Origin of the sequence: Oceanobacillus caeni (assembly GCF_019037185.1) — a bacterium.
In the GTDB taxonomy this organism is placed as follows: domain Bacteria; phylum Bacillota; class Bacilli; order Bacillales; family Amphibacillaceae; genus Oceanobacillus; species Oceanobacillus caeni.
Genome location: NZ_JAHHXM010000014.1, coordinates 43,739 through 62,160, shown reverse-complemented (window position 1 = coordinate 62,160; position 18,422 = coordinate 43,739). Strand labels below are relative to the sequence as shown.

At 37.2% G+C, this 18,422-nt stretch carries 28 protein-coding genes and 1 pseudogene; 4 read left to right on the top strand and 25 right to left on the bottom strand.

Annotated features, from left to right (window positions below; genetic code table 11):
* Positions 1-20: 20 nt before the first annotated feature.
* Positions 21-428, bottom strand: coding sequence for a methylglyoxal synthase (mgsA, locus tag KM885_RS09770; RefSeq protein WP_047185864.1), 408 nt, complete (start codon positions 426-428; stop codon positions 21-23).
* Positions 429-640: 212 nt separating this feature from the next.
* Here mgsA and KM885_RS09765 point away from each other — a divergent pair, with 212 nt between their 5' ends.
* Complete coding sequence (locus KM885_RS09765; protein ID WP_047185865.1) at positions 641-1,855, top strand: ROK family transcriptional regulator; 1,215 nt, start codon at positions 641-643, stop codon at positions 1,853-1,855.
* 52 nt (positions 1,856-1,907) lie between these two features.
* Here KM885_RS09765 and gndA read toward each other — a convergent pair whose 3' ends face one another.
* The 4 genes and pseudogenes from gndA to KM885_RS09745 all read right to left on the bottom strand — a co-directional run bounded on the left by gndA (position 1,908) and on the right by KM885_RS09745 (position 5,321).
* Positions 1,908-3,317 (bottom strand): NADP-dependent phosphogluconate dehydrogenase, encoded by a 1,410-nt coding sequence (gndA, locus tag KM885_RS09760; protein WP_047185866.1) that lies wholly within the window; start codon positions 3,315-3,317, stop codon positions 1,908-1,910.
* A gap of 150 nt (positions 3,318-3,467) precedes the next feature.
* On the bottom strand, positions 3,468-3,854 hold the full coding sequence (locus KM885_RS09755) for a DUF3887 domain-containing protein (RefSeq protein ID WP_145523550.1): 387 nt from the start codon (positions 3,852-3,854) through the stop codon (positions 3,468-3,470).
* Positions 3,851-4,534, bottom strand: a complete 684-nt coding sequence (locus KM885_RS09750) for a YhfC family glutamic-type intramembrane protease (protein ID WP_216883865.1) — start codon at positions 4,532-4,534, stop codon at positions 3,851-3,853. The genes KM885_RS09755 and KM885_RS09750 overlap by 4 nt, the downstream gene beginning before the upstream one ends.
* A 170-nt stretch (positions 4,535-4,704) precedes the next feature.
* Positions 4,705-5,321, bottom strand: a pseudogene (locus tag KM885_RS09745) (zinc-binding dehydrogenase).
* 162 nt (positions 5,322-5,483) lie between these two features.
* Between KM885_RS09745 and KM885_RS09740 the strand changes: the two are divergent.
* On the top strand, positions 5,484-5,609 hold the full coding sequence (locus KM885_RS09740) for a DUF3231 family protein (RefSeq protein ID WP_216883864.1): 126 nt from the start codon (positions 5,484-5,486) through the stop codon (positions 5,607-5,609).
* A gap of 38 nt (positions 5,610-5,647) precedes the next feature.
* Here KM885_RS09740 and KM885_RS09735 read toward each other — a convergent pair whose 3' ends face one another.
* Positions 5,648-6,085, bottom strand: a complete 438-nt coding sequence (locus KM885_RS09735) for a GNAT family N-acetyltransferase (RefSeq protein ID WP_047185869.1) — start codon at positions 6,083-6,085, stop codon at positions 5,648-5,650.
* 247 nt (positions 6,086-6,332) lie between these two features.
* Between KM885_RS09735 and KM885_RS09730 the strand changes: the two genes are divergently transcribed.
* Entirely contained in the window at positions 6,333-6,653 is a 321-nt protein-coding gene (locus KM885_RS09730) for a site-specific integrase (RefSeq protein WP_204798443.1), read from the top strand.
* Between the two features lie 113 nt (positions 6,654-6,766).
* Entirely contained in the window at positions 6,767-7,093 is a 327-nt protein-coding gene (locus KM885_RS18260; protein ID WP_204798444.1) for a tyrosine-type recombinase/integrase, read from the top strand.
* A gap of 192 nt (positions 7,094-7,285) precedes the next feature.
* Here KM885_RS18260 and rpsI read toward each other — a convergent pair whose 3' ends face one another.
* The 19 genes from rpsI to rplR form a co-directional block, all read right to left on the bottom strand.
* On the bottom strand, positions 7,286-7,678 hold the full coding sequence (rpsI, locus tag KM885_RS09720) for a 30S ribosomal protein S9 (RefSeq protein ID WP_047185871.1): 393 nt from the start codon (positions 7,676-7,678) through the stop codon (positions 7,286-7,288).
* Positions 7,679-7,697: 19 nt separating this feature from the next.
* Positions 7,698-8,135: a 50S ribosomal protein L13 gene (gene rplM, locus KM885_RS09715; protein ID WP_047185872.1), complete on the bottom strand. Its 438-nt coding sequence runs from the start codon at positions 8,133-8,135 to the stop codon at positions 7,698-7,700.
* A 178-nt stretch (positions 8,136-8,313) separates the two neighbouring features.
* Entirely contained in the window at positions 8,314-9,057 is a 744-nt protein-coding gene (gene truA, locus KM885_RS09710; protein WP_047185873.1) for a tRNA pseudouridine(38-40) synthase TruA, read from the bottom strand.
* A 12-nt stretch (positions 9,058-9,069) separates the two neighbouring features.
* Positions 9,070-9,873, bottom strand: coding sequence for an energy-coupling factor transporter transmembrane component T family protein (locus tag KM885_RS09705; protein WP_047185874.1), 804 nt, complete (start codon positions 9,871-9,873; stop codon positions 9,070-9,072).
* Positions 9,870-10,739, bottom strand: coding sequence for an energy-coupling factor ABC transporter ATP-binding protein (locus tag KM885_RS09700; protein WP_047185875.1), 870 nt, complete (start codon positions 10,737-10,739; stop codon positions 9,870-9,872). Before KM885_RS09700 ends, KM885_RS09705 begins: the two co-directional genes overlap by 4 nt.
* Positions 10,715-11,554 carry an energy-coupling factor ABC transporter ATP-binding protein gene (locus KM885_RS09695; protein ID WP_047185876.1) on the bottom strand — a complete coding sequence of 280 codons (840 nt, stop codon included), beginning with the start codon at positions 11,552-11,554 and terminating at the stop codon, positions 10,715-10,717. The genes KM885_RS09700 and KM885_RS09695 overlap by 25 nt, the downstream gene beginning before the upstream one ends.
* 144 nt (positions 11,555-11,698) lie before the next feature.
* Complete coding sequence (gene rplQ / locus KM885_RS09690; RefSeq protein ID WP_047185877.1) at positions 11,699-12,052, bottom strand: 50S ribosomal protein L17; 354 nt, start codon at positions 12,050-12,052, stop codon at positions 11,699-11,701.
* A 45-nt stretch (positions 12,053-12,097) separates the two neighbouring features.
* On the bottom strand, positions 12,098-13,042 hold the full coding sequence (locus KM885_RS09685) for a DNA-directed RNA polymerase subunit alpha (protein WP_047185878.1): 945 nt from the start codon (positions 13,040-13,042) through the stop codon (positions 12,098-12,100).
* A 203-nt stretch (positions 13,043-13,245) separates the two neighbouring features.
* Positions 13,246-13,635 carry a 30S ribosomal protein S11 gene (gene rpsK / locus KM885_RS09680; RefSeq protein WP_047185879.1) on the bottom strand — a complete coding sequence of 130 codons (390 nt, stop codon included), beginning with the start codon at positions 13,633-13,635 and terminating at the stop codon, positions 13,246-13,248.
* A 19-nt stretch (positions 13,636-13,654) separates the two neighbouring features.
* On the bottom strand, positions 13,655-14,020 hold the full coding sequence (gene rpsM, locus KM885_RS09675; RefSeq protein WP_047185880.1) for a 30S ribosomal protein S13: 366 nt from the start codon (positions 14,018-14,020) through the stop codon (positions 13,655-13,657).
* A 20-nt stretch (positions 14,021-14,040) separates the two neighbouring features.
* Positions 14,041-14,154: a 50S ribosomal protein L36 gene (rpmJ, locus tag KM885_RS09670; RefSeq protein ID WP_010095733.1), complete on the bottom strand. Its 114-nt coding sequence runs from the start codon at positions 14,152-14,154 to the stop codon at positions 14,041-14,043.
* A 28-nt stretch (positions 14,155-14,182) separates the two neighbouring features.
* Positions 14,183-14,401 (bottom strand): translation initiation factor IF-1, encoded by a 219-nt coding sequence (infA, locus tag KM885_RS09665; RefSeq protein ID WP_010095735.1) that lies wholly within the window; start codon positions 14,399-14,401, stop codon positions 14,183-14,185.
* Positions 14,388-14,711 carry a KOW domain-containing RNA-binding protein gene (locus KM885_RS09660; protein ID WP_047185881.1) on the bottom strand — a complete coding sequence of 108 codons (324 nt, stop codon included), beginning with the start codon at positions 14,709-14,711 and terminating at the stop codon, positions 14,388-14,390. The genes infA and KM885_RS09660 overlap by 14 nt, the downstream gene beginning before the upstream one ends.
* A gap of 170 nt (positions 14,712-14,881) precedes the next feature.
* Positions 14,882-15,526 carry an adenylate kinase gene (locus KM885_RS09655; protein WP_047185882.1) on the bottom strand — a complete coding sequence of 215 codons (645 nt, stop codon included), beginning with the start codon at positions 15,524-15,526 and terminating at the stop codon, positions 14,882-14,884.
* Between the two features lie 34 nt (positions 15,527-15,560).
* On the bottom strand, positions 15,561-16,853 hold the full coding sequence (gene secY / locus KM885_RS09650; protein WP_060668145.1) for a preprotein translocase subunit SecY: 1,293 nt from the start codon (positions 16,851-16,853) through the stop codon (positions 15,561-15,563).
* Positions 16,853-17,293, bottom strand: coding sequence for a 50S ribosomal protein L15 (rplO, locus tag KM885_RS09645; RefSeq protein ID WP_047185884.1), 441 nt, complete (start codon positions 17,291-17,293; stop codon positions 16,853-16,855). Before rplO ends, secY begins: the two co-directional genes overlap by 1 nt.
* Positions 17,294-17,322: 29 nt before the next feature.
* Complete coding sequence (rpmD, locus tag KM885_RS09640; RefSeq protein WP_047185885.1) at positions 17,323-17,505, bottom strand: 50S ribosomal protein L30; 183 nt, start codon at positions 17,503-17,505, stop codon at positions 17,323-17,325.
* A 16-nt stretch (positions 17,506-17,521) separates the two neighbouring features.
* Positions 17,522-18,025: a 30S ribosomal protein S5 gene (gene rpsE, locus KM885_RS09635; RefSeq protein WP_047185886.1), complete on the bottom strand. Its 504-nt coding sequence runs from the start codon at positions 18,023-18,025 to the stop codon at positions 17,522-17,524.
* Positions 18,026-18,048: 23 nt separating this feature from the next.
* The gene (rplR, locus tag KM885_RS09630; protein WP_047185887.1) at positions 18,049-18,411 is read right to left on the bottom strand and encodes a 50S ribosomal protein L18; all 363 of its coding nucleotides are present in this window, start codon (positions 18,409-18,411) and stop codon (positions 18,049-18,051) included.
* Between the last annotated feature and the right edge of the window lie 11 nt (positions 18,412-18,422).

Here is an 18,422-nt window from a genome sequence, read left to right as displayed (position 1 = left end):
TCCTGCGCTTTTTCTCTTAATCAATTATATTTTTCATGAATAATTTCACGCCATTGTAAATCTCCACGGTCTAATGAATGTATTAATAACTCCGCGGTCCCCATGTTTGTTGCTAACGGAATATTGTAGACATCGCACAATCTCATTAATGCAGAAATATCTGGTTCATGGGGCTGGGCGGTTAAAGGATCCCTAAAGAAAATAACCATATCCATGTTGTTATCAGCAACAAGGGCCCCAATTTGTTGGTCTCCCCCTAATGGGCCAGATTGAAAGAGATGTATTGCAAGTCCCGTAGCCTCATTTATTCTAGATCCAGTAGTACCTGTTGCGAATAACTCATGCTTTTCTAAACTATATTTATACGCCTCCGTAAAACGGACCATATCATCTTTTTTCTTATCATGGGCAATTAAGGCAATTCTCATGGTATCTCCCCTATCTATGATATTAAAATGTACTCTAGATTAATAGACTTTGTATATACATCTAGTGGAAGGAATCCAGAAAATAGACACTTTTTGAAAACCCTTCCATAATTATTTTAAAATGTTATTATTATATTGAAACTTACTATAACTTTGTTTGATAGACAAATTATACTATTAAACAAGGAATAAATCAAAAGGGGAAAACAACGATGGTTACGGGAGACGGAGCGTATATAAAAAGAATTAATAGAAACCTTATACTCCAAGAGATTATGAATAATGGTCTCATATCTAGGGCAGAATTATCTAAAATAACTGGACTTAATAAAGCAACCATTTCCGTCCAGGTACAAGATTTACTCAAAAAAAAACTCATATACGAAACACAGCAAGAGCACCATGCTATTGGTAGAAGGCCTATTATGTTATCTATAAATGGTTCAGTAGGTTATGTACTAGGGATCGATATAGATTTTTCTTCTATCCAATTCGCTATTACCAACATAAAAGGAAAAGAAGTAGAATATATAAAAATAAATCCTGAGACAAAAGACTATGAGTCCATTGTTCAGTTATTAACTAAATATATCCAACATTATATGAATAAGTTCGCAAATAGTCCTTATGGTTTAATTAGTGTCATTATTGCCGTTCATGGCACAGTGAATAATGATGAAGTCATTAATTTTGTACCGAAATTACAATGGAAACGGAAAAATTTAAAAGCAGATCTGGAAAATCAGTTAGATATAGAGATTCACATAGTAAATAATGCAAATCTTTCCGCATATGCGGAGAAGGTTTATAGCGGGCAAAATGATAATCTAATGTCTCTTATGCTTACTTCTGGGATTGGTGCAGGAATTATTATGGACGACCAAATTCATAAAGGATTCAATGGTTATGCTGGGGAAATGGGACATATGATCATATCACCAGATGGAAAAAAGTGTCCTTGTGGAAATAATGGTTGTTGGGAACTTTATGCTTCAGAGTCTACTCTTTTAATGGAGTTGTCTCAATTGCTAAATCGACCAACTCTAACTTTAAAAGAGATTGCTGAGTTAATTGAAAGACGAGACTCGACAACCATGGAGTATATCAAACAATTCATTAAATATTTATCAATTGGTATTAATAATATGATTAATTTATATAATCCTGAAACAATTGTGATAAATAGTGGAATCTTACGTATTTATCCGAATACAGTAAAAGAAATTAAAAGCCATCTAAAATCTTCCATTAGTGATTATCGTGAAATTACCATTTCAAAGTTAGGGATAAAAGCTTGTGTAATTGGTGCATGTGCATTTGCAATAAGTAAGTTTTTAGGTATATCTAACCTTAGAATTCAGGATTCTGATCAGTTTAAAGAGCAAACTTCTGTAAATAATCAAACCCCTGAATTAGTGAATATATAAAGAAAGGACTTCCGCTTACAGGGAGTCCTTTCTTTTGTATAAATAGAGTTTTTTAGAACCAGTCTGCGTGGAACACGCCTTCCTTATCTTTACGTTGGAAGGTGTGTGCACCAAAGTAGTCTCTTTGTGCTTGAATTAAGTTAGCTGGTAAATCTTCTGAACGATAGCTATCATAATATGCAATTGCACTAGAGAAAGTTGGTACTGGTATACCGTGTTTCATTGCAACCGTGATTACTTCACGTAGTGCGGATTGATAGTTTTCAACAATTTCTTTGAAATATGGATCTAACATTAAGTTAGCTAGTTGTGGGTCACGATCAAATGCATCCTTAATCTTTTGTAAGAAATGAGCACGGATAATACATCCACCACGCCAGATCATTGCGATATCGCCGTATTTTAGATCCCAGCCATATTCTTCAGAAGCGGCACGCATTTGTGCAAAACCTTGTGCATAAGACGTAATTTTACTCATATATAGAGCTTTACGAATTGCCTCAATTAGTTCTTTACGGTCACCATCATATGAAGCCGCTTCTGGGCCGCTTAAAACCTTGCTTGCTTTCACGCGTTCATCTTTAAGACTTGAAATAAAGCGAGCAAATACAGATTCTGTAATTAATGGAAGTGGTACCCCTAGGTCTAAAGCATTCTTACTTGTCCATTTACCAGTACCTTTTTGTCCAGCTTTGTCCATAATTACTTCAACAAGAGGTTTCCCTGTTTCGTCATCCATCTTCGTAAAGACATCAGCTGTAATTTCAATTAGGTAACTATCCAACTCACCTTTATTCCATTCCTTGAATACTTCATGTAATTCACTTGCTTCCATTCCAAGAACATTCTTCATAATGTTGTAGGCTTCAGCAATTAATTGCATATCGCCATATTCGATACCGTTATGAACCATTTTCACAAAGTGTCCAGCACCATTTGGTCCAATATACGTTACACAAGGATCACCATCTACTTTTGCTGAGATAGCTTCAAAAATGGGAGCTACTAAATCGTATGCTTCTTTCTGACCGCCAGGCATTAGAGACGGACCCTTTAAAGCTCCTTCTTCTCCTCCTGAAACCCCAGTTCCAATAAAGTGAATTCCTGTTTCATCTAATCTCTGATTACGACGCATTGTATCTTCATATAACGTATTACCACCGTCAATTAAAATGTCGCCTTCTTCGAGATATGGTTGTAAAGATTCAATGGTAGCATCTGTAGCTGGCCCAGCTTGAACCATCATCATAATTTTTCGTGGTTTTTCAAGGGAATTAACAAATTCCTCTATTGTTTCTGCACCAACAAAGTTTTTACCCTTTGCCTCATTTTCTAAAAAGTCCTGTGTTTTTGCATACGTACGGTTAAATACTGCTACAGAGAAACCTCTACTTTCAATATTCAACGCCAAGTTTTTTCCCATTACTGCTAAACCGATAACACCAATTTGTTGTTTAGACATAGCTCTATCCTTTCTGCAATTACAAATTTTAATCTAATTTATTTATATACTATACAAACTTAGATTTCAAACTATATACTATACCTTTCGTGATTCGTAAAAAACTATGACGAAATTTAGTTAAGGATTAATTTTTTTCCCCTTCTCTGCTTATTTAATAAATAACCCTGCTACTTCATCTTTATTGTCAAAACTTATTGTGAATACACGATTTTCATCACTGTATTTTGCAACAAGAACAACGATATAATAGCCATCTTTTTCTTCTACAGAGGATTTATCGATTTTTTCAAAGTCACCGGACTTTTCAATAATAGGAGTAAGTTCTTCCATTTGCTCTTCTGGTAATTCTGTTTTCATTTGTTCATTAAACATCTCATGAACTTCTTTATAATTAAGTTCATTTAAAAGTGAAACGACTTCTTCAGCTTTTGAAATATATTTTTCTGAAGTTGAATCATCCACTGCGTTTCCCCCACATGCGACAAGTGTAAATATAGCCACCAAACCTAATATAGCTGCTAAAAAATTCTTCATTGCAATCCTCCCCTTCTTTTTATCCCTAAACTATAACTGAAAACGGCCAATGCAATAATGGCTATCGTAACTTCCAAAACAATTAATACACTATCTTGTGGCACATATAACGGTATAATCCCTATCAATGCATCAACAATACCAAGAATTATAATGGCAAGAAAGATATATATAAATTTTTTTCGAACGACTCCTTGTAATACAATGATCGAAAGCCCGATATGTAATAACACGGCAAAGAAACGTTCGATACCACCAATAAAGAAATCTGTGCTGTATGCAATAGCAGTCGGTAAGAACAACAAGTTTATTGCACGAATTCCGACAAATAGCACTGCCTCGATTCCACCATGTCCTACACCAAACCAAAACCCAGATTGCCAATCTCGTTGTCTCATAAAAAAGTACATTGCGATAAAACGAGCAAGTTCTTCAACGATACCTGCTGACAATCCGATGACTATTGCAAATAAAACAGGTTGCGTAGCGTTAAACATTAAATAGGCAGTGCTGTGCTCTCCTAAATATTGCAATATTGGTATCCGTATCAAAACTTGTGATACAACAAATGCAAGTACACCCAATACAAACGGAATATATCGCTTTTTATAAAACGAATATACTAAAGACATAAGTGGTATTCCCATACTTATAGTTAAAGCAAAAATAATACCAGCCATCCATGTCACTCCCTAATTGAAGTGTATAAAAGCTACCCCCTATATATGCCTGGGATCTTGGAAAAGTTATCAAGGATTTACATAAAAATACCCCTTCCTGTACTTCTAGGAAGGGGTTGTAAAGCTAGGCAACCATGCTAGCCTCGCTACACTTTATAACTAGCGTAAGATTATAGATTCATATCCACTAAAATTTTACATTGACTACGATCTTTTGTTAGCAATTCAAAGCCTTTCTCAACAATGTCGTCTAAAGCAATTTTGCTTGTAATTACCGCTTGTCCATCAATGGCACCGCTCGCCAATAGTCGAATTACTTCAGGGAATAAACGGTTATACGCATAAGACCCACTGATCTTTGCTTCCGTCATGACAATCATATTTGGATTGAATTCTACTGGCTTTTCCCAAACACTTACAACTTTAAATTCACCGCCAGGACGAACGGCGCTAACTCCACTTGTAAATGTAGCTTGTACACCCGCAGCATCATTGGCCACGTTTACGCCACCATTTGTTTTTTCTCGGATAAAGGCTACCGCATCTGTATCAACTGGGTTAATACATGTGTTGCCCCAAGTTCTAGTGCCTTTTGTCGGCGTTCCTCAGATACTTCTACAACAAAGATTTCACTGACTCCCGCTGCTTTAACTGCTTGCAACAGCAATAATCCGATTGGTCCGGCTCCAAATATGGCTGCAGTATCCCCAAGCTTTAACTGACTTTGGCGAACAGCGTGAACCGCAACAGCTGTTGGCTCAACAAGTGCCCCTAGCTCCAAACCCATCGTTTCTGGTAAAATTAAGCCTTCGACTAGCTTCCTTAAGGTGCCTTAAAAGGCATTTTGTATTCCAAATAAGGCCCTTTTATTGAATAAAGGATTAATTGGACTTTACTTTTGCTCGGCTTCATATAGCGCTTTAATCAGCTTCCAAAGATGATGAAAACCATGTTTATCGCAAAAGATGTTTATACCTATGCCCAAGAAGGAATTGAAAATAAAATTAAGAACGGATGGTTTGAAGAACCCCCGCAAATGGAAAACCGAATCGGAATTATTAAAGGAAGTGAATGAGTGGGACGAGGGGACAGGTTTTGTTGTCCCTCTGTCCCTTACATACTCCTGCTTAAAAATACTAGTCGTTCTATTTCAGAAAATCCGTGTTTTTTGTAAAAACCTTCAGCCGGTATCCCTCTGTCAGTTAATAGTGAAATCATACTTACTCCGTCTGATTTTAATTCTTTTATTAAGTTATTCATCATCTTTGATCCAATGCCAGAATTTTGTTTGTCTGCCACTACACACATTTCATTGATGAAAAATTCGTCGCCACTCCACCAATGTTTTAGATTTCCAAAAATAAATCCTATCATTTCTTCCCCGTCAAAAGCGACAATCCCTTTAAAACCCGGTGTATGTGTGAAATCTTCTAAATAATTCTTAGCCGTTTCCTTTGTCCATTCATCATTCCACGGTTCCTGATTAAAAACATCCATAAATGTACTCGTACATTCCGGGAGGTGTTTTTCTTCAAATAATGCTATTTCCATTTATTTCAACTCATTTCTAAGTGTAGTCGGTTTTTTATATTTAAAACTGTGTTTTTAAGATATGACGCGTAAGACCATGAATGAACAACACCTTTTTTATCTACATGTTTTGGATCAAAGGTGATTTCCACATTAATCCCTTTCGTTTTAAGGTAATCATGATTGTAAATGGTGTTTGCATAACGGTCCCCGCGATCCGGAAATATAGCCGCTATGCCAGCGTTTCATTGACGGACTTGCGACGAAGATGAAATATTTCAAGGATTATGGAAATCAAATGGACTTGCTGTTCCGCTACGCAAAGCGGAAGAAAATCATCAAGGAAAATCCGATGGATGAATTGATCTACCCAGCCTACGTGGACGAGTATAGCAGTCAGGAAGAAGATCAAGGGATCGAATTTTGGGAACGGGATACGGTCAATTATTTCTTGAACCGGACGGAGCAGGAATTTCCGTACCGCGTATATGCGATGTTTCGGACTTTACTATATACTGGCATCCGCAAAGGTGAACTTGGTGCGCTACTCGAATCGGATGTATGCAAAAAAAAAGGAATTGCAGATTAGTAAGAACCTCATTTGGATCAACGAGGAATATCTGTTGCTGCGTCCGAAAACGAAGAATTCGGTGCGCACAATGGTAAAGTTGAAGAAACTGAACAAACAACTACGGGAAGACCGTGGCAATCCCGAAATCGAGAAATTTTTTCCCGCGTCCAAGCGATCTGAAACCAATACGGCTCGCGCATCTGAACGAGCGACTTCATTTCGCCTATAAGAAATTCAAATTGAAAAATATCAGGGTGCATGGGCTGCGGCATACCCACGCTTCTATGTTGTTTGCATCCGGGGCAAGAATGAAAGACATTCAGCAAAGATTAGGACATGCACGTATCAGTACCACAATGGATATTTACACACACATCACCGAAGATGTAGACGGTAGTTTAAGTAAACTTTTGGCGAGCTACTTGAATAAAGAAACCTTCCCAAGCGAAGAAGAATAATGAGGTATAAAAAGGTGTGACACGCGCATGTTCGAATCCCTAAAAACAGCCGAGAGTGAGTCCTTCGAAATTTTTTCGAAAAAAATTACATTCAAATTACATTCACTCGGGTGTTTTTCACCGGTTTTTGGTAAAATAAAGCCCATTTGAAATAAATTCCAAATGGGCGAAATCCTTGATACGATTGGATTTTTAACGTTTTGAGAACTGAGGTGCACGACGCGCGCCTTTAAGACCGTATTTCTTACGTTCTTTCATTCTTGCATCACGAGTTAAGAATCCTTCACGTTTTAAAGTAGAACGATATTCAGGATCTGCTTCTAATAATGCACGAGAGATACCGTGACGAATTGCACCAGCTTGGCCAGTGAATCCACCACCATGAACGTTTACTAATACATCATAAGTTCCTTCTGTTTCTGTAGCAGCTAAAGGCTGGTTAAGAATTAGAAGTTGTGTTTCATATGGGAAATAGTCTCTTGCATCACGACCATTGATTTTAATGTTACCTGTACCTGGTACTAAACGTACACGAGCAGTTGACTTTTTACGACGACCTGTTCCATAATATTGTACTTGTGCCAAAATCATTTACCTCCTTTGATTACCCACGAAGCTCGTAAACTTCTGGTTTTTGTGCTTGATGATTGTGCTCAGATCCTTTGAACACATGAAGTTTCTTAGCCATTTTACGACCTAATGGACCTTTTGGAAGCATACCTTTAACAGTACGCTCAATCATTTCTTCTGTATATTTAGAACGCATTTCTTCAGCATTACGCGCTCTTAGTCCACCTGGATGACCTGAGTGGTTATAGTACATTTTGTCATTTAATTTGTTTCCACTTAATTCTACCTTTTCAGCATTAATGATGATAACATGATCACCAGTATCAACATGTGGAGTGTAAGTTGGTTTATGCTTTCCACGAAGGATAGCTGCAACTTCACTTGCTAGACGACCAAGGCGTTGGCCTTCAGCATCCACTACTAGCCATTTGCGTTCCGTATTAGCTTCATTAGCCATGAAAGTTGTACGCATGATAGTTTCCCTCCAAATTTCATTTAATCGTTCAATTTATTGTTATTCTTATTATTATCATAATTAGTTTCCGGGGCTAATCATGGTTTCTTAAGAAATAAAATGCCATAAATCATATTATAATACATGTGGGGCTGTTGTCAAGCTTCTTCGGTTGCTTTTTCTATTAATTGAGGCTTTACCCATAGGTAACTTTCCACATATAAAGTCCATGAGCGTCTATGGTTTTCCCCACAACTCGTCGATCCCTTTTTTCAAGTAGAATAGGTATATCTTCAGGCTCTCTTTTCCCTTGACCAATATCTAGTAAAACACTAACAAGTATTCTTACCATATTGTACAAAAAACCACTTCCTCGAAAGATAAATTCCACTTGATTATCTTCCCATTTACAAGAAGCTTCATAAATGGTTCTGACTTTATCGCCTTTAACCGTCGCCTTAGAAGAAGAAAATGTCGTAAAGTCATGAGTACCTTCTAAATATTGGCATGCTTCCTGCATTTTTTCCATATCCAGCGAATATGGAAAATGGTACATATAATTTCTCTTAAATAAATCAGGTGTTTCTTGATTTAATATGAAATAATGATATTCCTTCTCTATTACATCGAATCTTGCGTGAAAGTCGGGATGTACCTTCTCCACACTCAGGACATGAATATCATCCGGCAATTGCGCATTTAATGCCTTTTTCCAGCCTGTTTCATGGATCTCCATCGTAGAATCAAAATGTATCACTTGTCCCAATGCGTGTACTCCAGCATCTGTTCTACCTGCACCAATGATACGTATATCTTGACCCTTATGCATTTTACGGAGTACCTTTTCTATCTCACCTTGAACAGTCCGTTTATTTGGTTGTACTTGGTAACCGTTAAATAGGGTTCCATCGTATTGAATAGTACATTTAAACCTTCCCATAAGTGTCAATCCTCATCCATAGGTTCTAGTTACAAATAATAAAATAATGACCACGATAAAAATGATATATACGAATATATCCATTTTTTCAATCTTTAATTCTCTTAGTTTTGATCTTCCTTCTCCACCTTGATACCCCCGTGCTTCCATCGCCATTGCAAGTTCTTCTGCACGCTTAAACGCACTTACAAATAAAGGAACCAATAAAGGTATTACTGCTTTGATACGGTCTTTAATTGGTCCTGTTCTAAAGTCAACCCCTCTTGATGCTTGTGCTCTTGAAATCTTATCTGTTTCCTGCATAAGTGTTGGTATGAATCTTAAAGATATAGACATCATTAAAGCTAGTTCATGTACAGGGAACTTTATCTTTTTTAAGGGCCCTAGCATGTCTTCAATGGCATCTGTAATCTCAATCGGCGTTGTCGTTAGTGTTAAGAGGGAAGTTACTAGAATTAATAGAAAGAAGCGAATGGCTATGGCAATACCTCGAATAACACCACCAGAGTAAAATTTAAAAATCCAAAGGTCAAAAACAAGAGTGCCTTCTTTCGTAACAAATAAATGTAGTAAAAAGGTAAATATAATAAGAAACCAGACAGGTGTTAAACCCTTCAGTATAAAACGAATTGGAACCTTTGAAGCAAACATACTAGCAAAAGCAAAAGCAACTAGGATCGCATAGCTTGGTAAATTATTTGCAAAGAATACAATAAAGACAAAAAAGAATATAATCGTAATCTTTGTTCTAGGATCTAGTCGATGTACAATGGAGTTTCCAGGAACATATTGTCCAATAATTAACGAATTATTCATTCCAATTCATCTCCAATCAGAGCCTGTTTGATTTGCTTTGCTAATTGTTCAGTAGATTGATTGGAAAACGGAATAGAAGTATTAAATTTATGATTAAAACTCGCTATAAACTGGACAATTTCTGGTACATCTAATTGAACTTGCTTCAAAGCATCCTTCTGTACAAAGACGTCCTCTGGGGTTCCTTCTAAATATTTCTTACCTTTATTTAAAATGATGACATGATCCGCATACTTTAAGGCATCTTCCATACTATGTGTAACAAGTACAGTGGTTAAACTCTGTTCTTGATGAAGCCTATAAAACATATCCATGATTTCTTTTTGACCTCTAGGATCGAGGCCAGCAGTTGGTTCATCTAAAACTAAAATATCTGGCTTTATTGCAAGAACTCCAGCTATGGCTACCCGACGCATTTGTCCACCACTTAAATCAAATGGGGATCGATCTAGAAGAGTCTCCGAAAGGCCTACCGCTGACAATGCCTCATGCGTTCTTTCTTTAATTTCACTTTCTGATACACCAAAGTTTTCTGGACCAAATCCTATATCCTTTTCAATCGTTTCTTCAAATAATTGATGCTCCGGATATTGAAATACCACACCAACTTTGCTTCGTAACTCTTTCAGGTCACCAGGCTTCTCGTCATGTGTTAATAAATACTTACCTACCTTAACTTTTCCGTCTGTTGGTATGGATAGACCATTTAAATGACTAATAAGTGTTGATTTTCCTGAACCTGTATGACCGACAATTGCTACAAAGGAACCTGATTTTATATGGAAAGATAAATCTTCTAATGCTTTATGCTCAAATGGGGTATTTCTTTGATAAGTATAGCTTACGTTCTCAAATGTAATGTCCATAGCTCCTCCAACAACTCTTCGTGGTTTAAAGGTTCCTTTGATATACTTACGCCAATATCCTTTAATGCGTCTGCTAAAGTAGTAACAAACGGTACATCAAGTCCAATCTTTCTCAGTTCTTCCTTCTCAGTGAAAATCTCCCTTGGTACAGATTCCTTCCATACTTCTCCCTTATTCATAACAATAACTCGATTTGCCTGAACGACTTCTTGTAAATCGTGAGTAATTGTGATGAGAGCTAAACCTTGCTTACTTTGCAGCTGTGATACAGTTTGCATAATCTCTTTACGACCATTAGGATCTAGCATGGCAGTTGCCTCATCTAAAATTAACACTCTTGGAGAAATCGCTAATACACCAGCAATTGCAACCCGCTGCTTTTGTCCACCAGATAATCGATGTGGTTCAGTAAACTGATAATCCGACATTCCTACAGCTTCTAGTGTTGATTGGATTCTTTCCACCATCACTTCTCTGGTTATACCACGGTTTTCCATACCAAAGGCTACATCATCTTGAACGGTTGCTCCAACAAACTGGTTATCCGGATTTTGAAATACCATTCCGACATCTTTACGTATATCCCAAATAGAATCCTCTGTTACTTTCTTTCCACCTATCAAAATTTCCCCTTCTTGAGGAAATAGTAAACCATTGATTAGTTTAGCGATAGTAGATTTCCCAGAACCATTATGACCTATGATTGCGACCCATTCATCTTCTTTAATTGTAAATGTTACATTCTTCAGTACCCAGGGATCTTGCTCACTATATCGAAATGATACATCTTTAAATTCTATTAAATTTCCTGCCATACATAGTCCCCCTGTTAATCTAGTTGGGAAATACAAACCATACAAAAGTATGATGCGAATATGTTGGTTTCCTAGCGTACAAAAAAAGGGCCTGGATTCACCTCGTGAGAGAATTGAGTCCTGCCCTTGCCGCATGTTGTATCATTAAACTAATTCAACGATAGCCATTTTTGCTCCATCACCTTGGCGTTCACCAAGTTTAAGAACACGTGTATAACCACCTTGTCTATCTTCGTAGCGTGCAGCAACATCATCAAATAGTTTTTGAACAACATTGTTGTCATCATCAGCTTCTTTATTATAAAGAAATGCTGCTGCTTGACGGCGCGCATGAAGATCACCACGTTTACCCAACGTAATCATTTTATCAACGATAGTTCTTAGTTCCTTCGCTTTTGCTTCTGTAGTTTCCACACGTTCATGAATAATTAAATCAGAAGCTAAGTTACGAAGAAGTGCCATACGGGCATCTGTAGTACGTCCTAATTTTCTAGCCATGGACTATAACCCTCCCTTTTTTGAAACTCTAGGTGACTGTAAGTATCAGTCGTCTTCACGTAAACCTAAACCAAGATCATTTAGTTTAAGCTTAACTTCTTCTAAAGATTTACGTCCTAAGTTACGTACTTTCATCATATCCTCTTCAGATTTGTTTGTAAGCTCTTGAACAGTATTAATTCCAGCACGTTTTAAGCAATTATAAGATCGAACGGAAAGATCCAATTCTTCAATTGTCATTTCCATTACTTTTTCTTTTTGGTCTTCTTCTTTTTCAACCATAATTTCAGCATTTTGAGCTTCATCTGTTAGGCTAACAAAAATATTAAAATGCTCCGTAATTATTTTTGCAGCTAAAGAAATAGCTTCTTCTGGACGAATGCTTCCATTAGTTGAAATATCTAATGTTAACTTATCAAAGTTAGCGTCTTGTCCTACACGTGTGTTCTCAACTTGGTAAGATACACGTGATACAGGAGTGAAGATGGAGTCAATTGGAATTACACCAATTGCTTGATCATCACGTTTATTTTCTTCAGCTTGACGATAACCACGTCCAGTTTCTGCCGTAATTTTCATATGCAAGTTACCCTTACTGTTTAAGGTAGCTATATGAAGATCTGGATTTAAAACTTCCACATCACTATCATAAGTAAGATCCCGTGCAGTTACTTGTCCTTCACCTTGAACATCAAGTTCTAATGTTTTAGGTTCATCCGAATAGATTTTTAAAGCTAAGTTTTTTAGATTCAAAACTATTTGTGTTACATCCTCTACTACTCCATCAATCGCAGAAAACTCATGCATTGCTCCGTCGATTTGAACGGATGTAACTGCAGCACCTGGAAGTGAGGATAGAAGGATACGACGCAAGGAGTTTCCTAGAGTGGCACCATATCCACGCTCAAGCGGTTCAACCACGAATTTGCCGAATGTAGCATCATCACTAACTTCAACCGTTTCAATTTTTGGTTTTTCAATTTCGATCATTAAATAAAACCCTCCTTTAAAACGTCGAAACCCCGGCTAGACAAAAGTCTAACCGAAATTCCCCAAAGGCAGTTGGCGTTTCTGCACTACCTTATTATTTTACGTACTGGTTTATCATCGATGCTGTAATAGTGACCATAATCACCGACATTTTAGCTATCATAACCCATTATTGACAGGGTGACAAATTCTATACGGTAAAATTAAACACGACGACGTTTTGGTGGGCGACAACCGTTATGAGGAACTGGTGTTACATCTACAATTGCTGTAACTTCTAAACCAGCTGCTTGAAGTGAACGAATTGCAGCTTCACGTCCAGCTCCTGGACCTTTAACAGTTACTTCTAAGTTTTTCATTCCATTTTCAATTGCAGATTTAGCAGCAGTTTCAGCAGCCATTTGTGCAGCAAATGGAGTAGATTTACGAGAACCTTTAAAGCCTAATGCACCTGCAGAACTCCAGCCAATTGCGTTCCCTTGTTTGTCCGTAATAGTAACAATAGTGTTGTTAAACGTTGAACGAATATGTGCTACACCTGATTCAACATTCTTTTTCACACGACGTTTACGAGTATTTGTTTTACGTGCCATTTATGTGAACCTCCTTTACTTATTTTTTCTTATTAGCCATCGTTTTACGTGGGCCTTTACGAGTACGTGAATTATTCTTTGTATTTTGTCCACGAACTGGTAATCCTCGACGATGACGTAATCCTCTGTAAGAACCAATTTCCATTAGACGCTTAATGTTTAATGAAATTTCACGACGTAGATCACCCTCGATAGTATATGCATCTACAGCTTTACGAATATTTGCTAATTCGTCTTCTGTTAAATCACGCACACGAGTGTCTTCAGAAACGCCAGCCTCTTTAAGGATTTTCTGTGCAGTCTTTTTGCCGATTCCATAAATATATGTTAATGAAATTACTACACGTTTTTCACGTGGAATATCAATACCTGCAATACGTGCCATGTATGGATAGCACCTCCTTATTAACCTTGTTTTTGTTTATGCTTCGGATTTTCGCAAATGACCATTACTTTGCCTTTGCGTTTAATAACTTTACATTTTTCGCATATTGGTTTAACAGATGCTCTTACTTTCATAAGTTATTCCTCCTTTTATATGGAGAGTCTATTTATAACGGTACGTAATTCGTCCTCTTGTTAAATCATATGGAGAAAGTTCAACCGTCACTTTATCTCCTGGTAAAATACGAATAAAATGCATGCGAATTTTACCAGAAACGTGAGCCAATACAGTATGGCCATTTTCAAGCTCTACATTAAACATTGCATTAGGCAATGTCTCGGTCACGGTACCTTCGACTTCAATTACATCATCTTTCGCCATCGTGTAGATCTCCCTTCTCAAGTTCAGTCACAATCTCATTTATAAACTTTGATATGGCAAATCGCAATTTCCCATTTGTGACACGACCAGTTTCTAGAAGGCTGTTTTGGACTTCAGGAGAAACATAATCCGTCATCTCAATGTGATGCAGATTCTTTTTCTTTGGTCGATTTGTTTTGCGTTTCTCCCCATCTGCTAGCAAGACATAACGATCATCTACTTGTTCAATAACAATCATATACTGGCCTGCTTCACGTCCTTGCAAAACACGAACAACCTGACCTAACGCGCCCTTAGCACCTTCGTTCAACAAGATCACCTGCACTTAGGCTATAGTTTGTTTGTCACCAATAAAGGTAAATTATAAATAGTGTCACTTTATAAAAAAGGTGTACATGAGTTTTCCCAAACTATCATATTTATTATAACGATTACCAAAGAGAAATGCATCTGTTCGGTGAGAACCGTTAAATTTCGGAATTACTTTTCAAGGAATTCTTGAATATCTTGGAAGACTTTATCTATCTCTTGATCTCCATTTACTTTAACAAGATACCCTTCTGATTCATAAAAATCAAGTAATGGTTGAGTTTGCTCTATATTAACTGATAAACGTTTTTTGACCGTTTCAGCTGTGTCATCGTCCCGTTGAACTAAATGTGAACCATCTTTGTCACAAATCCCTTCAACTTTCGGAGGATTAAATAAAACATGATAAGCTGTTCCACAAGTTGGACAAATTCTACGACCAGTAAGACGCTCCACTAATTTTTCTTCCGGTACATCTACATGAATAACATGATCAAGTGATAAACCTAATTCACTTAGAAGTTGTTGCAAAGCCTCTGCCTGTGCAATTGTTCTTGGAAAACCATCCAGTAAAAAGCCGTTTTTACAATCGTCTTTACTTAAACGTTCTTTTACTATTCCAACTGTAACTTCATCGGGAACAAGCTCACCTTGATCCATGAATTCTTTAGCTCTTTTCCCGAGTTCTGTTCCTTCTTTAATAGCTAGACGAAACATATCCCCTGTAGATATATGAGGGATGTTATATTTATTATTAATTTTGTCTGCCTGTGTACCTTTACCTGCACCAGGTAAACCCATTAATATTAAGTTCATCGTTTTCCCCTCGCTCTTTGTTGGCAGCAGGAAATTACTTAATAAATCCCTTGTAGTGACGTTTCACTAACTGACCTTCTAATTGTTTCATCGTTTGTAACGCAACACCTACAACGATTAGTAAACTTGTGCCGCCAATTTGTACTGCGGTAGGTAGATTAGCAAGACTACCTAAAACCATAGGTAAGACAGCAACAACAGCTAAGAAAATAGAACCAACAAAAGTTAGTCTATTAATTACTCTTGTCAAATATGTCTCTGTATTCTTCCCGGGCCTAATACCAGGAATGTATCCACCTTGCTTTTGTAAGTTTTCTGCCATTTGCTCTGGATTCACTTGAACAAATGTATAGAAATATGAGAAAGCTATAATTAACGCAATATAGATTACCATACCAATAGGTTGTGTATAATCAAATATCTGTGTAATTGTTGCTGCAACCTTTCCATCAAAGAAACTAGCAATCGTACGTGGCGCAATAATAAATGCAACAGAAAATATTACAGGAATAACACCAGCTGCATTTACTTTTATTGGTAGATGAGTTGATTGGCCACCAACCGTAGAACGATTTACCATTTTTTTTGCATATTGGACTGGTATTTTTCTTAATGCCTCGTTAACAAAAATAACGCCAACTATTACGGCCAAAGCAACCAGGGCAATTAAAGCAACAATAACAATATTGATAAACAATTGATCACCAGGATTAATAAAATACTGGCTATACAACTGTGCCACACCATTTGGTACTGCCGCAACAATACCCGCAAAAATGATGATAGAGATCCCATTGCCAACACCATGTTCAGTAATCTGTTCTCCTACCCACATCAAGAATGCAGTACCAGCAGTTAAAACTATAGCAATTACTAAGAACTTCGCAAAGTTAGGATTTTCAATTAACATTCCTCCAGCTAATGCATTAAATCCTATAGACATTGCAATAGCCTGGATAAATGCTAGCACGATTGTGAAATATCGGGTGAATTGAGCAAGCTTTTTGCGTCCCATTTCACCTTGTTTTTTCCATTCAGTAAACTTAGGAACAATATCCATCTGCAATAATTGCATAATGATGGATGCAGTAATGTAAGGCATAATTCCCATTGCAAAAATGGAGAAGTTTTGTAAAGCCCCACCACCGAATGTATTTAGAAATCCAAATACATTTTGCTGATTGTTCATAAAGTCAATAGCATCATTGTTTGTAAATGGTACTGGTATAAATGTACCTAGACGGAAGACAATTAACATAAGTAGAGTGAAAATTATTTTCCGTCTGATATCAGCAACGCGCCATAAATTGGAGAATGTACGAAACATTAAATCACCTCAGTTTTACCGCCCGCTGCCTCAATTGCTTCCTTTGCAGAAGTAGAGAACTTATGAGCTTTTACTGTTAGATTCTTTTCGATAGCGCCTTTTCCAAGTACTTTAATACCTGCATTTAGTTTGCTTACGATACCTTCTTCTAGTAATAGCTCTGGAGTAATTTCTGTTCCTTCTTCAAAGCGATTTAAAGTTTCTAAATTAACTATTGTATATTCTTTACGATTAATATTAGTAAAACCACGTTTTGGTAAACGTTGAAATAAAGGCATTTGTCCACCTTCGAATCCTGGGCGAACACCGCCGCCAGAACGTGCTTTTTGACCTTTATGTCCTCTACCAGAAGTTTTACCATTTCCTGAAGAAGTTCCACGACCAACACGATTTCTGTCTTTACGTGATCCTTCAGTTGCTTTTAATTCATGTAGTTTCATGCGAGCACCTCCTCTTTACACTTATGTTATTAAACTTCTTTTACCGCTACAAGATGAGATACTCTATTGATCATACCGCGTACGGATGGAGTATCTTCAAGAACTACGGATTGACTAATCTTTTTAAGTCCTAATGCTTCAACAGTTTTAACCTGTTTTTCTTTTCTACCTATAACACTCCGTGTGAGGGTGATCTCTAATTTTTTAGACATAGTATTTCCCTCCTTATTATCCTAACAGTTCTTCTATGGACTTACCGCGCAATTTAGCAACATCTGCAGCACGTTTAAGTTGAGTTAAACCATCCATAGTAGCACGAATCATATTGATTGGTGTATTAGAGCCTAAGGATTTAGTTAAAATATCACCTACACCAGCTAACTCTAAGACCGCACGGACTGGGCCACCAGAGATAACTCCAGTACCTTCAAGTGCTGGCTTCATCAATACTTTACCAGAACCATATCTACCATATACTTCGTGTGGGATACTAGTTCCAACTAAAGGCACAGTGATTAAGTTTTTCTTAGCGTCATCGACTGCTTTTTTAATAGCTTCTGGTACTTCTTGAGCTTTACCTGTACCAAAACCTACATGACCGTTTTTATCTCCGACTACAACGATTGCCGCGAAACGCATACGACGTCCACCTTTTACAACTTTCGAAACACGGTTTACCGCAACAACACGTTCTTCAAGATCAAGTTTATTCGGATCGATACTTGTATTCATCCTAGATTTCCCTCCTTCTTCCTTTAGAATTCTAATCCTGCTTCACGAGCTGAATCAGCTAATGCTTTTACACGTCCATGATAAAGGTATCCTCCGCGATCAAATACAACAGATTTAAATCCTTTATCTTGAGCTCGTTTTGCAATTAGTTCTCCGACTACTTTAGCTGCATCGGTATTTGACGTAGATTCAAGATTAACTTCTTTATCTTTAGTAGAAGCACTTGCAACTGTTACTCCAGTCATATCATCTATTAATTGAGCATAGATATGCTTATTTGAGCGATAAACGTTTAAACGAGGACGTTCCATTGTACCAGCTAAATTTCTACGTACACGGTTATGTCTTCTTTTACGTATAACATTTTTGTCAGGTTTTGTGATCATTTACGTCACTC